Raw genomic sequence first — 13,676 nt, forward strand, 5'->3', positions numbered from 1 at the left:
GCCGCTTCGTGAGCGGCGACCCCTGCTCTCCAGGAAGTGGTCTTCGTGGCGCGTCAGCGCAGCGGGTTGAACGGCCGCAGCTGGTCGGGCTGCTTGCCGGTGACGATCTGCTCGGACAGCAGCCGCCCGGTCAGCGGACCGAGGGTGAGCCCCCACATGCCGTGCCCACCGGCGACGAACACGTCGGGCATCGCGGTCCCGCCGATCAGCGGCAGCCCGTCCGGCGTGACGGGGCGCCCGCCGACCCAGTCGTCCTTGCGGTCCGCCCAGGACACGCCGCGCAGCAGCGGTTTCGCCGAGCGTTCGATGGCGGCGATGCGCTCCGGGTAGAGCTTGGCGTCCGGGGAGCGGAACTCCATGGTTCCGGCGACCCGCAGCCCGCCCTGGTACGGCGTGCAGGCCACCCGCACGGCGGGCAGGTAGATCGGGCCGGGCACCGGTTCCTCGGTGGGCACGGTGAACGAGTAGCCGCGGCCCGCGCGCACCGCGGTCCGCACGCCGAGCGGCTTCGCCAGCGAGCTCAGCCAGGCACCGGTGGCCAGCACCACCGTGTCGGCGGTGATCGCGTCGTCGGCGGAGCGCAGCACGACGCCGCCGCGCTCGCGCCGCACGTCCTGCACGGCGAAACCGGTGCGGATCGTGCCGCCGCGCTGCTCCACGGAGCGGGCGAGGGAACGCACGAACTCGCCGGGATCCACGTAGCGCTGGCCTTCGATGCGCAGCACCGCCTCGATGTGCGAGGACAGCTGCGGCACCTGCGCCTCGGCGACCGAGGACTCCACGACCCGCACGTCCTGCCCGGACTCGCGGATCAGGTCGAACTCGCGGCGCAGGTCGGCGACCTGCTCGGCCTTCTCGAACCCGGCGGTGATCGGCGCGGGCCGGGTCGGGGCCTCCACGCCACCGGCGGTGAGCGCGTCGAACGCGTCCAGACACTCGTTGTTCATCGGCACGAACGGCTGCATCGCACGCCGCCACGACCCCATGTTGCAGTGCGCCGCGAAGCGCGCCAGGAACGCCCACAGGCCCGGGTCGACCTTCGCCGGCACGTACAGCGGGGCGTTGCGGTCCAGCAGCGAGCGCAGGCCGTAGCGCAGCACGCTCGGCTCCGGCAGCGGGATGGAGAACGCCGGCGCCAGGTAGCCCGCGTTGCCCCAGGACGAACCGGCGGCCACGCCGTCCCGGTCCACGACCGTGACCCGCACGCCGTGCTCCTGCAAGAACCACGCCGTCGACAACCCGACGGCACCGGCACCCGCGACCACCACGTGCCGCGGCGTCTGGTCGTTGCCAGCCATGTTCGCCCTCCTCAGCTCGGCTGCATCCGAGTGTGCTGGGCCACGGCGCCGGTCCGGTTGTCAGATCCGCACAACCTGGGCGCCGCCGTTTGGTGATCCGGAACTATTCGATGAGCAGCGCGACGATCAGCGCGAGCCGCTGGTCCGGGTCGGTCACGTCGATCGGTGCCACCTCGGTCATCTTCCGCATCCGGTAGCGCACCGTGTTCGCGTGCACGCCGAGCCGCCGCGCCGCCGCCCCCGGATCGCCCTGGCAGCGCAGCCACTCCCGCAACGTCGCCGCGTACCGGGTGCCGTGCTCGGCGTCGTGGCGGTGCAGCTGCCGCACCGGGCCGCGTGCGGGCAACCGGCCACCGGAGGCCGCGTTGCGGAGCCTGCGCAGCAGGATCTCGTGCCAGGCGTCGTCGTAGCCGACGATCTCGCGGGAACCGACGACGGCGAGGCTTTCGTCCGCTTCCCGCCTGCTCACCGGCAGCTCCAGGGGTTCCGCGGCACCACCGACCCCGGCGCGCAGCCGCACCTCCGCGGGCATCTCCCGCAGCAGCCGCCGGAACCACCGCTCCCCCGGTTCCGCCTCGGGCAACACCGTGTAGACGGTGTTCGCGAACAGCGCGCTGCGCCCCGGCCGCGCCCAGCCGAAGCCGGACGTGGCGCGTTCGAACGCGATGAGCACCGCCGCGTCCTGGGCGTCCTCGGCCTGCACCGCCACCACCTGGAAACCCGTGCCGCGCAACCCGAGCCTGCTCAGCACCGCGGGTGCGTCCGCCTGGCCCTCCAGCAGTCCGATCACCAGGTCCGATTCGACCTGCCGCTCCAGGTCGGCGCTGGCGCGCGCCCGCAGCAGGTGCAGCGAGGCGGTGCGGGCCCCTTCGCGCAGCGCCGCGGCCCGCTCCGGGCTCAGCGGCTCCGGCACCTCCACCCAGATCGACCCGAGCAGTTCCCGCCCCGCGCGGACCGCCACCAGGGCGCGGCCGTGGAACTCCGGCATCGGTTCGGCGAAGAACGGCTCGTCCGACGAGGCCAGGTGCGCGTACACGCCGCGCGCGGCCAGCTCGGCGCGGATCTCCGCGGGCACCCGCCTGCCCAGGATCGTCGCCAGCCGCGCCCGGTCCGCCGATTCCTGCCTGCTCGAATACGCCAGCACCCCCGAATGCCGGTCCTCGATGGTCACCGGGCCGCCCACCGACGCCGCCAGCGCATCGGCCAGCGCGAACAGGTCCGTCGGGCCGCGGCCCGCCTCCGTTTCGCGGCCCTCCAGCACCAGTCCGTAGACGACGGCCGCCAACTGCCCCCACAGCACGTCGCCGTCGACCAGCACCACCGCGACGCCCCGCTCGCGGGCCACCGCCAGCTCGGGGCCTGCGATCTCGCGCAGCAGCACCACCGCGGCCATCGTGGTGCGCAGCAGCTCGCCGATCGCGCCCGGTTCGACGCCGACGGCCAGCAGCACCTCGTCGGTGCCCGCCGAATCGTGCAGCGCCACCCCGCGCAGCTCCACGTCCCGCCCGCGCGGCGCGCACTCCAGCCGCGCCCCGTAGCCGCCGAGCACGTTGATCAACCGGTCCAGCTTCACCATCAGAGCAATCCCAGCACGGCCGACAGCTCCGGCAGCACCACGTGCGCCCCGCCCAGCGCTTCCCGCGGGTGCGTGGTGGTCACGGCCGCGACCAGCGCGCCCGCGGCGACGCCCGCCGCCACGCCCGGCGGCGAGTCCTCCACCACCACGCAGTCCGCCGGCTCCACCACCAGCTCCCGGGCCGCCGCCAGGTAGCCCTCCGGATCGGGTTTGCCGCGGGACACGTCCTCCGCGCAGATCAGCGTGCACGGCAGCGGCAGGCCCGCCGCCCGGAGCCTGCCCGTCATCAGCTCGCGGCCGCCGGAGGTCACCGCCGCCCACCGCCGCGGATCGAGCTGCCCCAGCACGTTCGCCGCGCCGGGCACCGCCACCACCGCGTCCGCGGCGGCCAGCTCCAGCCGCGCCACTTCCGCCAGCACCTCGGCGCGCACCGGTTCCGGGAAGAACTCGGCGGCCACGTCCGCGTCCCGCTTCCCGTGGCACACCGCCAGCACCGGCTCCCGCGGCACGCCGAACGCGGCCGCCACCCGCGACCACACGTGCTCGACGACCGCCGTCGAGTCGATCAGGGTGCCGTCGATGTCGAACAGCACCGCGCTCCGCTCCGGACGCATCCGCATGCCCGCAGGTTCTCACGATCCGGTGAGCTGGAGCGGAGGGAACCACTTCGCGGAATCGGGCGAAACCGGCGGGCGGGCGGCGCTAGGCTGGAGTCGATCTCCTCGGGGAAGAGGCGCGCCGCGACCGGACCGCGCCGAACCACCGACCCGCGCGACGTCCCCGTCGAGTACCGCCCGACATCCGCGCCGCCGAGGAGAGCCGCCCATGGCCGCTGAGCCCTTCGCCCAGGCCGCCATCGTGATCACCGGGATCCAGGCCGCAGGCAAGTCCACGGTGGCGCAGCTGCTCGCCGAACGGCTGCCGAACTCGGTGCACCTGCGCGGCGACCTGTTCCGCCGCATGATCATCAACGGGCGGGTGGACATGGCGCCCGACGCCACCGACGAGGCGCAGCGGCAACTGCGGCTGCGCCACCGGCTCACCGCCCAGTCCTGCGACCAGTACACCGCCGCCGGGTTCACCGTCATCACCCAGGACGTCGTGCTCGGCGAACACCTCCCCGAACTCGCGGCCACCATCCGCACCCGGCCGCTGTACCTGGTGGTGCTCGCGCCGAGCCCGGAGGAGATCGGGGCACGGGAAGCAGCGCGCGGGAAGGTCGCCTACGACGAGTGGTCCGTCCGAGCGCTCGACGCGGTGCTGCGCGACGAGACGCCCCGCCTCGGCCTGTGGCTCGACACCTCCGAGCAGGCCCCCGAGGAGACCGTCGAGGACATCCTCACCCGAGCGCCCGAAGCAGCGCTCTAGCGCAGCCGAATCGCCCCGCACCGCGACCACGACTCGCTACGATCCGATCAAACGTGATCAACCGGAGGGGCACATGGCGGGCGGGGAGGGAGGATTCGCCGCAGCGGCGGAAGGGCTGAACCAAGTCCGATCGCAGACGCAGTGGATCAACCAGCAGGTGGGAACGGGGAAACTCGCACTCGACCCGGAAGTGGCGGAACGGGCGGCGAAGAGGGTTGAGGAGGAGATCGGGGAGTTGGCGAAGCTGCTCATGGACGCCGACCAACTCGGCCACGTCGTCGGGCTGGGGAACTACCCGGATGGCCAACAACTCGCTCGGCGGTTCATCGACAAGGCGACCGATCCGAACTCCGGTGCGATTGCACTGGTGAAAGAACTCCAGCAAGTTCTCCGAGAGCAGGCACAAGCCTTCCGCTCCGCGGCGAAGGACTACCGTGCCACCGACGATCAGATCGCCGAAGACATGCAAAGAGGTATCCAGTGACCCGACGTTCCCGCCGGCTCATCACCACCGCCGCCTGCGCCGGACTCCTGAGCCTGTCCGGCTGCGCACTCGGCGGCGAGGAATCGCCCGCACCGCAGCCGAAACCGACCGGGCTTCGCGACTTCGATCCCTGCACGTTCCTCACCGCCGACGACCTCAAGACGGCAGGTGTCGCCGAACCGGGCGAACAGGTCGAGAACTTCTCGTTCGAACCGGGATGCAGGTTCGAAGGGGAGAAGACGCTGCTGACGCTGTACAAGAACCAGGACGAAACCGTCGCCAGCTACGCCACCGGAGGCAACTGGGACAGGTACGAGCAGCTCGACATCAACGGTCGGAACGCCGCTCGCGCCATTTCCGGAGGTTCCAGCGAATCCGGCATCTGCAACGTCCTGATCGACGCAGGTGGCGGAATCGCGATGGTCACGGTGGGCAGCGTGCTCCCCGACGACGTCCCCGACCCCTGCGGCGAAGCCGAGAAGCTCGCCCGCCAGATCGAGCCCCGCCTCCCCAGCTGACCTGAGGGTGAGTGGCCCACCCGCCCAGCGAAACCGGACGGATGGGCCATTCACCCGAGATGCGCCAGATGAACGAAGAAACTTCGAGTGATCCTCCAGCAGCGGGTTGAAGACATGCAGCGAGACGCCCCGTGACCCGACGATCCCGCCGGTTGCTCACCACAGTTGTTTGCGCGGCACTGCTCGGCCTGTCCGGCTGCGCGTTGGGAGGCGCGCCCACCGGCTCGGACGAGAACGGCCCCGATCCGCAACCCAAGGCTTCCGGGCTCAAGGACTTCGACCCGTGCACGTTCTTCACCCCGGACGACCTGGCGGCAGCAGGCGTGGGCAGTGCACCGGAACGCGTTGAAGACGTCTCCTTCGAACCGGGCTGCTCCTTCGAGGGCGAAAAAGCCATGCTGACGCTGTACAAGAACCAGGACGAGACGGTCGACAGCTATGCGACCCGAGGTACCTGGGACAGCTACCAGAAGTTCGACATCAACGGGCGGGCCGCGGCCACCGGGATCAGCGCCGGCGCCACGGACCGCGGGATCTGCAACATCGTCGTCGACGCGGGCGGCGGCGTCGCGATCGTCACCGTGAACGAGGTCCTCCCCGGCGACATCCCCGACCCGTGCGGCGAGGCGAAGAAGCTCGCCCAGCAGATCGAACCCCGCCTCCCCCGCTGAGCGGATCACCGAGGTGATCGGCCCATCCGCCGGACGAGCCCGCCGGATGGGCCATTTTCACCTGGGACGGCGCCAGATGATGAAGGAGCATCGCGTGATCCCCGAGGAACAAGCTGAAGTCATGCGGAGAGGCACCCTGTGACCCGACGTTCCCGCCGGCTCATCACCACCGCCGCCTGCGCCGGACTGCTGAGCCTGTCCGGCTGCGCACTCGGCGACACCGCCCCGGGCCAGGAATCACCCGCACCGCAGCCGAAACCGGCAGGCCTCCGGGACTTCGACACCTGCACCTTCTTCAGCCCGGACGAGCTCACCGCGGCGGGCGCGAACGGCCCGTCCGAACCCGTCGAGGACTTCACCTTCGAACAGGGCTGCGAGATCGAAGGCGAGACCATGCTGCTGACCCTGTACAAGAACCAGGACGAAACCGTCGCCAGCTACGAGACCGGCGGCCACTGGGACAGCTACCGGAAATTCGACATCAACGGACGGGCAGCGGCGACCGGCGTCTCCGCCGGATCCACTGGGCAGGGCATCTGCAACACGCTCGTCGACGCGGGTGGCGGAGTCGTCATCCTCTCCGTCACCGGCTTCATGAAGGACGACATCCCCGACCCGTGCGGCGAAGCCAAGAAGCTCGCCGAGCAGATCGAACCCCGCCTCCCCCGCTGACACCGAGCCGAACGGCCCACCCACCCGGCGAAACCGGGCGGATGGGCCGTTCACCTGAGGTGAGGGTTCAGCGGGTCCGGCTGCTCAGCACCGTCGTCGCGGCGATCTTCCAGGAGGAGCCGTCCCGCACCAGCGTGTAGCGGGTCCGCTCCTCGACGGTGCGCCCGTCGTTGAACTGGTAGGTGATCGTGGCCTGCGCCGTGTTGGTGCCCTCGGTGGTCACCCCGGAGGCCTGCACGCCGGTGATGGGCTGCCAGAACTCGCGGAACGCGTCGTAGCCGCCCGCGTGGTTCGTCTGGTAGTCGGGGGTGAGCTGCTGCCAGGCCGCGTCGAGGTTCCCGGGCATGGCCGCGTAGTACTCGGAGACGACCTGGTCGGGGGTCTCCGGCTGCTGCGGTGGCTCCGGCGGCGCGGGCTGCTCGGCGGAGGTCGGCTCGTCCGCGGTGCTCGACGGAGCCGGTTCCTGGCCGGACGAGGGCTCGGGGCGCGGCTGCACCTCTTCGGAGGTCGCGGGCGGCGCCGCGGTGCGGTCGCCGCTGAGGTTTCCGGTCAGCAGCGCGGCCGCCACTCCGGCACCGACGACGAGCAGCGCCCCCACCAGGATCAGCCCGTACCGGCCGCGGTTCTTCGATTCTCGTGCCGGTTCCGCGACCGGGGCCGGGGCGGGCGCGGGCTGTTCCTCGCGCAGCGGGCGGGTCGGGGTGGGGATCGGGACCGCGGTGAACTCGGCCGGGAGTTCGTCACCCGCGGCGACCGCGGCGAGCGCGCGCTGCGCCTGCTGCATGGTGGGCCGCAGCGCCGGGTCGGCGGCCAGCATCCGCAGCAGCACCGGCCCCAGTTCGCCCGCGTTCTCCGGCGGGTCGAACTCGCCCGAGGCGACCCGGTGCAGCAGCACGATGGAGTTGTCGCCGAGGCCGAACGGTGGCCGGCCTTCCAGCGCCGCGTACAGCGTGGAGCCCAGCGAGTACACGTCGGTGTGGAAGTCGGCCTTGCCGCCCTGCGCCACCTCCGGCGCCAGGTACGCGGGGGTGCCCGCCAGCACGCCGGTGGTGCTCGCGTCGCCCAGCGCGCGGGAGATGCCGAAGTCGGTGATCTTGGTGATGTCGTCGGCGACGAGGATGTTGCCCGGCTTCACGTCGCGGTGCACGATCTTCGCGTCGTGCGCGGCGACCAGCGCGGCGGCGACGTCGGAACCGAGCTTCGCGACCTCCGGGACGGGCAGCGTGCCGCGTTCCGCGAGCACCGCTTCGAGGCTCCGCGAATCCAGGTACTCCATGATGAGGCACGGTCGCCCGTCCTCTTCCACCACGTCGTAGACCGCGATCGCGTGCCGGTGCATCAGCCGCGCGGTGATCCGGCCTTCGCGGATCGCGCGGCGCTTCGCGGTCTGCACGTCCTGGTCGTTCGACGACTGGCGCAGGTGCAGCTCCTTGACCGCGACCATGCGGTTGAGGCGCTCGTCGGAGGCCTTCCACACCACGCCCATCGCGCCACTGCCCAGCCTCGACTCCACCCGGTACCGCCCGGCGACCAGTCGATCCTGAGCGCTCATGACACGACTCCTCCACACCTCCGCGACGATCACTGCCACGATCGACTCTGCCAGGTCCGGCGTCATGTTCGAACACAGGGGTCGTCACTCCAGGAGACATTTCGGCATTGCGCCGAACGAGCCGCATTGTTGCCTCATTCAGGTGAACCTGAACGGAACCGATTGAACGCATCAGCTGCGTCCACGACTCTGTGCGGCTGCCCGAGAAACGGAGGACTGCATGGCGCCAGGTGGAGTGTCCCACTCCGAAGCTTTGAGCAAGACCGCAAGTCTGGTCAACTATCTCGGCGAGCTCACCGGCTCCGCCCAGCAGGACTCGCCACGCGACATCACTTCCCAAACCTCATCGGCGCCGAAAACCGTGCTGTGGGGGGATGAGTTCCCCGACGGAACACGGCTGCGAGCAGAGAACGAGGACGTGCTCCTGAGCATGGCCCCGGTGAAATCAATCCCGTCCCCGGCCCTGCCCGACGAACTGGTCGGGCGAGTCAGCCCAGAGCGCCGCCAGTCCCCTAGCGGCGAAGAACCAGCATTGCTGCCCCCGGCGGACGGCGGTGCGAGCACCGACGCCGAGCTGCACTCATTCGGCCGTTGGCTGACGCAGTGGCGGGAATGGGCCGCGAAAGAACGTCCGAACGAAGCGCGCCGAAGCTTCTACCGGGAACTGGAAAGCATCGCGAAGACCATGGAGCAGCACGACGACGAGTACGAACTGGTGCTCGCCGCAGGGCTGGTGCGCTGGCGTACTCCGGACGAGCAGGACATCCGCCGCCACCTGCTCGTCGAGCAACTGGTCCCGTCCCTCGACAAGGACGCCACGGTGCGCCTCACCCGCTTACCGGGGAAGAAGCGGCTGGAAGATCGCGAACTCTTCGAGGGACAGCCGGATTACCGAGCCGAACGCGCGCGGGAGGTGAAGGAGCGGATCCTCGGTTCCGAGACTTCGCCGCTGTCCGAACGGTCGATCGGTCACCTGCGCAACTGGCTCGGCCTGGCGCTGGACACCTCATGGCAGGAAAGCACCTCCGACGTCCGCTCCGAGCTACCGGACGCCCCGACGTTCAGCGTCTCCGCCGCCGTGATCCTGCGCCCCAGGAACAAGGTGCTGCTGGCGGAGGCCTACCGGCGGATCGCGGAAATGCTGCGCGCGCCGGACTGCCCGGTTCCGGTGGGGCTGGCGCAGCTGGTCGTCGACACCGAACGCGAACAGCGCGCGGACTGGCTCAGTTCCCAAGGCGCGGCCAGCGGTGATCTGCTCGGCGCCGACCCGCTGTTCCCGTTGCCCGCCAACGCGGAGCAGAGCCGGGTGATCGAACTGCTGCGCTCCGAGACCGGTGTCGTCGTGCAAGGCCCGCCCGGCACCGGCAAGACGCACACCATCGCCAACCTGATCTCCGCGCTGCTCGCCCGCGGACAACGAGTTCTGGTGACGAGCCAGAAAGACCAAGCGCTGCGCGTCCTCCGGGACAAGATCCCGGACGAGTTGCGGAAGCTGTGCGTGCTGCTGACCGGCGGCAGCAAGGACGCGGCCGTCGAAGTGCGGCAAAGCCTCGACGCCCTCGCGCAAGCGGTGGCGCTCAACGACCGGCCGAGTCTGAAGCGTCGCACCGAAGCTCTCGACAAAGAGCGCAAGGAACTGCTCGTCGCAGGGAACCGGCTCAACATCGAAGTACGCCGTGCCCGGACGGTGGAACTCGACCAGCACTCCGCCGTCGTACCCGGTTACCGCGAAGACCGGTACCGCGGCACGCTGGCGGACATCGTGCGCGAGGTGGTGGCGGGCGCACCGAAGCACGACTGGATTCCTCCGGTGCCGGACACCGCGCACGACGTCCCGCCACTGCCCCCGGCGGAACTGTCCGAACTCACCCGGCTGCTGGCGCAACGCGACGACCAGCCCGACCGCCTCGACCAGCAGATTCCCGACGCCGCGGAACTTCCTACCGCGCAACAACTCGCGGACCTGGTGCGCGCCGAGCAGCAGGCTCAGCAGCAAGCGGGCCGAACGGTCGGCCACACCGCGCAGGCGCTCGCCGGTCTGCCCGAACCCCAGCTCACACGTCTGCGCGACCTCGGACAGCGGGCGGAACCGATCCTGGCGCGGTACGGATCGGAGCAACCGCCCGCCGGGCAGGAATGGGTCTTGCAAGCATTGGCCGACCGGTTCGCCGATCGCCACCAAGGTTTGTGGGCCGATCTCCTGTCGGTGCGCGAGGAACCCGCGCGCCTGCAACGGCAGCTGCACTCGCACAACCCCGGATTGCAGGTGGACAAACCCACGATCGACCCGGACAACCTGGGGACGGCTCGCGGCTGGTTGCGCAGCGGCCAAGCCCTGCTCGAACATCTGCGCGCGGGTGGTTCACTGCGGCGATTCCTCCCTCGAGCGCCGCAGAAGGACGCGCGGGAACTGCTCGACGTGGTCCGGGTGGACGGTCGGGCCCCGCGCAACGCCGACGAGCTGGCGGCGGTGCTGGAAGTCATCGAAGCCGAAACCGCCGCGGCCCAGCTCGTGGCCAAGTGGCGCCAGGTCGGCGTGACCGTTCACACCGGTGAGGTCAAGCGAACTCTCTCGGAGCTCGCGGACAACGCCACTGCGCTGGACGCCGTCACCGAAGTGGGCGAGCTTCGCCGGCAGATCGCCGCGATACTCGCCGCCGAACGCGTCGCGGTGGACCTCTCAACGGTGCCGAACTTCACCGAGGTACTCCGCGCCATCCCCGCCGCCGAGCAGCAGCGCGCGTGGGAACGCGCTCGCGATAGCGTCATCCAGCTGCACGAGCTGGTGCGGAACATGACCCACCAGCTGTCGGCCTGCCCCGAACTGGAACCGCTGCGCATCGCCGTGGACGACCGTGACGTGGCCGCGTTCACCGCGGGGCTCCGGGCGCTGGACGCGGCACGTGCGCAACATCGGGAACAGCAGCACCGGGAAAGCCTGCTGCGCACGATGACCCAGGTGCACCCGGAACTGGTGCGGCTGTGGCAGGACACGCGCACCGATCCGGTCTGGCAGGAACGCGACGTCCGAGCCGCGTGGGCGTGGTCCCGGGCTCGCCGCTTCGTGCAGCGCCACCGCACCGCGGAACACGAGCGGGAACTGCTCACCGAGTACGAGCGGGTCGAAGAACGGCTCCGCCAGGTCACCGAACAACTCGCGGCGGCCGAAGCGACCGGGCAGTGCCTGGACCGCATGTCCGACGACCACAGCCGGGCACTGCACGCGTACCAAGCGCACATCAACAAGATCGGGGCGGGCACCGGGAAGAAGACCAAGGAATTCCGCCGGGCCGCGCGGCAGGCCATGGACAAGGCGCAAGGCGCGGTTCCGGCGTGGGTCGTACCGCTGCCCAATCTGCTGGAGAACATCGAACCGATCCGCAATCGCTTCGACGTCGTCATCGTGGACGAAGCCAGCCAGGTCGGCATCGAGCACCTGTACCTGCTGTGGATGGCACCGCGCGTGATCGTCGTCGGGGACGAGAAGCAGTGCACCCCCGGCATCGGGCAGATGGGCAAGCTGGACCGCGTCTTCGACGCAGCCGAGAACCACCTCGCCGAGCTCGACGAGGACATCCGCCGGATCTTCACGCCGAAATCGCACCTCTACGAGGTGCTGTCCGCGCGCTCCGGTAAGGACGGGCTGGTGCGGCTGCGCGAGCACTTCCGGTGCGTCCCGGAGATCATCAATTGGAGTTCGCGCCAGTTCTACCAGGACGGCAGCGGCGGATCCGGCCTGGTGCCGCTGCGCGAACGCACCGGTGATCAGCTCGAACCCCTCAGGGTGACGCTCGTCGAGGACGCATTCAACGAGGGCCGGGACGCGCGGTTGTGCAACGAGAAGGAAGCCACCGACATCGTCGAGACGCTGGCGAAATGCCTGCGCGACCCGAGCTACGACGGCAAGACCTTCGGGATCGTCGTGCTGCGCAGCGCCAAGCGCCACGTGCAGCTGCTGGAGAACCTGATCAGCAAGCACATCTCCCCCGAAGACCGCGAGGAGCGCAAGATCCGGGTGGGCACCGCGCCGGACTTCCAGGGCGACGAACGCCACGTCGTCTTCCTCTCCATGGTCGTCGCCGAGCCTCCGAGGTTGACCGGCGGCGAGTCCTACCGGCAGGCGTTCAACGTGGCGGCCAGCCGGGCCAAGGACCAGATGTGGCTGTTCACCTCGCTCCCGCTGGACCAGTTCAAGTCGAACGACCTCCGCTACTCGCTGCTGGACTACATGCAAGATCCACCGCCGGTGTTCGGCGCCTCGCCCGAGTTGGCCGACGTTCCCGAAAACCGCCCCGCCGAAGGCTTCGACTCGATGTTCGAGCAGCGCGTGTTCCGCGAGCTCAAACAACGCGGCTACCACGTGGTGCCGCAATACCCCGTCGGATCCCGGCGCCTCGACCTGGTGGTCGTCGGTGAGGGCGGACGGGTCGCAGTGGAGTGCGACGGCCACTACTGGCACGCCGGCTTGGACAACGAGCGCAACGACGCCGAACGCGATCGCGAGCTCGCCCGGATGAAGTGGACGACCATTCGCGTCCGCGAGAGCGAGTTCGAACTCTCCAGGAAACGAGAACTGGCCCCGGTCCTGGAAGCGCTGCACAACAAGAACATCCAACCCGGCTTCCACGGCGAAACCGCCCGTGGCGTCGAGTGGACGCCGGTGCAGACCGACGACATCGACGCGCTCGACGAATCGGAGCAGGAATGAGCGACCACGTGATCGAACTCGACGACAACGTACTTGCGGGAATCGCCGCACTGATCTGCGGCGACGACGTCTCCCCGTACTACCGGCGCGGATTCGAGATCGAGAAGTTCTTCAAGGCCGCCGGTTGGCCGGACGCCGGTGAACTCGACGGATACCGCAAGGACTGGACGCTGGAGCAGCTGCAGAAGCACCAGCACGATTCCGAGCGGATGGAGCGGGTCCTGCTCCGGCTGGCCGACCCCCGGGAGTACATCGGGGAGGACGAGGCGCGCACCGAAGTCGTCCGGCAGCTCAACGAGCTGCTCGCCGTCGAGGGCTACCAGGTCGACTACCTGCGCGGTCGGCCTCGGCTCGTCGAGCACGAGCCGTCGATGACCCGGCCGTCGAAGACGACCCCGCTCGAACTGACGGCGAGCATCGCCGACATCGTCCACGACGCCGAATTCGGACGTCAGCTGCAGAGCAGGCTGGACGAGGCGTACCTGTGCTGGACCGAGGGCGCTCCGACCGCCGCGATCATCATGCTGGGCAGCGTGCTGGAGGGCGTGCTCTACGACGTGGCGAAGAACAAGCACGAGGGACAGGGCACGGACCGCTTGGAGAAGTTGATCGACCTGGCCGAGGAGCGCGGCTGGATCGCCAAGGACGTCACCGAGTACGCGCACGTGCTGCGCGGTCACCGCAACCTGGTGCATCCCAAGAAGCAGTGGGCGAATTCGTACTCACCCGAGCACGACACCGTGCACATCGCGTGGCAGGTCGTGGTCGCCGCACTCAACGACCTCGCCGCAGCGACCGGCGACCAGGCCCGCACGACGGCTTGAAACGA

General features: G+C 69.9%; 11 protein-coding genes. 7 read left to right on the forward strand and 4 right to left on the reverse strand.

The features are described from left to right. Nucleotides 1–53: 53 nt before the first annotated feature. From H1226_RS18560 to H1226_RS18570, 3 genes are all read right to left on the reverse strand, one after another. Nucleotides 54–1,298, reverse strand: coding sequence for an NAD(P)/FAD-dependent oxidoreductase (locus H1226_RS18560; protein WP_258341859.1), 1,245 nt, complete (start codon nucleotides 1,296–1,298; stop codon nucleotides 54–56). A 103-nt stretch (nucleotides 1,299–1,401) separates the two neighbouring features. Further along, complete coding sequence (locus H1226_RS18565) at nucleotides 1,402–2,874, reverse strand: PucR family transcriptional regulator (protein ID WP_258341860.1); 1,473 nt, start codon at nucleotides 2,872–2,874, stop codon at nucleotides 1,402–1,404. Next, complete coding sequence (locus tag H1226_RS18570) at nucleotides 2,874–3,494, reverse strand: HAD-IA family hydrolase (protein ID WP_258341861.1); 621 nt, start codon at nucleotides 3,492–3,494, stop codon at nucleotides 2,874–2,876. The genes H1226_RS18565 and H1226_RS18570 overlap by 1 nt, the downstream gene beginning before the upstream one ends. Nucleotides 3,495–3,699: 205 nt before the next feature. Between H1226_RS18570 and H1226_RS18575 the strand changes: the two genes are divergently transcribed. The 5 genes from H1226_RS18575 to H1226_RS18595 all read left to right on the forward strand — a co-directional run bounded on the left by H1226_RS18575 (nucleotide 3,700) and on the right by H1226_RS18595 (nucleotide 6,587). Continuing rightward, nucleotides 3,700–4,242 carry an AAA family ATPase gene (locus H1226_RS18575; RefSeq protein WP_258341862.1) on the forward strand — a complete coding sequence of 181 codons (543 nt, stop codon included), beginning with the start codon at nucleotides 3,700–3,702 and terminating at the stop codon, nucleotides 4,240–4,242. Between the two features lie 73 nt (nucleotides 4,243–4,315). Beyond that, complete coding sequence (locus H1226_RS18580) at nucleotides 4,316–4,726, forward strand: hypothetical protein (RefSeq protein WP_258341863.1); 411 nt, start codon at nucleotides 4,316–4,318, stop codon at nucleotides 4,724–4,726. Next, a complete protein-coding gene (locus tag H1226_RS18585) occupies nucleotides 4,723–5,244 on the forward strand; it encodes a DUF3558 domain-containing protein (protein ID WP_258341864.1) in 522 nt (173 codons plus the stop codon). The genes H1226_RS18580 and H1226_RS18585 overlap by 4 nt, the downstream gene beginning before the upstream one ends. Before the next feature lie 131 nt (nucleotides 5,245–5,375). Next, nucleotides 5,376–5,915 (forward strand): DUF3558 domain-containing protein, encoded by a 540-nt coding sequence (locus H1226_RS18590; protein WP_258341865.1) that lies wholly within the window; start codon nucleotides 5,376–5,378, stop codon nucleotides 5,913–5,915. Nucleotides 5,916–6,053: 138 nt separating this feature from the next. Then, entirely contained in the window at nucleotides 6,054–6,587 is a 534-nt protein-coding gene (locus tag H1226_RS18595; protein WP_258341866.1) for a DUF3558 domain-containing protein, read from the forward strand. 67 nt (nucleotides 6,588–6,654) lie between these two features. Here H1226_RS18595 and H1226_RS18600 read toward each other — a convergent pair whose 3' ends face one another. Continuing rightward, a complete protein-coding gene (locus H1226_RS18600; RefSeq protein ID WP_258341867.1) occupies nucleotides 6,655–8,139 on the reverse strand; it encodes a serine/threonine-protein kinase in 1,485 nt (494 codons plus the stop codon). Between the two features lie 685 nt (nucleotides 8,140–8,824). Here H1226_RS18600 and H1226_RS18605 point away from each other — a divergent pair. Beyond that, entirely contained in the window at nucleotides 8,825–12,847 is a 4,023-nt protein-coding gene (locus tag H1226_RS18605) for an AAA domain-containing protein (protein WP_258341868.1), read from the forward strand. After that, on the forward strand, nucleotides 12,844–13,671 hold the full coding sequence (locus H1226_RS18610; protein WP_258341869.1) for a hypothetical protein: 828 nt from the start codon (nucleotides 12,844–12,846) through the stop codon (nucleotides 13,669–13,671). Before H1226_RS18605 ends, H1226_RS18610 begins: the two co-directional genes overlap by 4 nt. Nucleotides 13,672–13,676 lie beyond the last annotated feature (5 nt).

This window comes from Saccharopolyspora gregorii (genome assembly GCF_024734405.1).
In the GTDB taxonomy this organism is placed as follows: Bacteria; Actinomycetota; Actinomycetes; order Mycobacteriales; family Pseudonocardiaceae; genus Saccharopolyspora_C; species Saccharopolyspora_C gregorii.

Coding starts and splice junctions, on each gene's coding strand:
- H1226_RS18560 (WP_258341859.1), bottom strand. CDS start 1,298: ATGGCTGGCAACGACCAGACGCCGCGGCACGTGGTGGTCGCGGGTGCC.
- H1226_RS18565 (WP_258341860.1), bottom strand. CDS start 2,874: ATGGTGAAGCTGGACCGGTTGATCAACGTGCTCGGCGGCTACGGGGCG.
- H1226_RS18570 (WP_258341861.1), bottom strand. CDS start 3,494: ATGCGGATGCGTCCGGAGCGGAGCGCGGTGCTGTTCGACATCGACGGC.
- H1226_RS18575 (WP_258341862.1), top strand. CDS start 3,700: ATGGCCGCTGAGCCCTTCGCCCAGGCCGCCATCGTGATCACCGGGATC.
- H1226_RS18580 (WP_258341863.1), top strand. CDS start 4,316: ATGGCGGGCGGGGAGGGAGGATTCGCCGCAGCGGCGGAAGGGCTGAAC.
- H1226_RS18600 (WP_258341867.1), bottom strand. CDS start 8,139: ATGAGCGCTCAGGATCGACTGGTCGCCGGGCGGTACCGGGTGGAGTCG.
- H1226_RS18605 (WP_258341868.1), top strand. CDS start 8,825: ATGGAGCAGCACGACGACGAGTACGAACTGGTGCTCGCCGCAGGGCTG.
- H1226_RS18610 (WP_258341869.1), top strand. CDS start 12,844: ATGAGCGACCACGTGATCGAACTCGACGACAACGTACTTGCGGGAATC.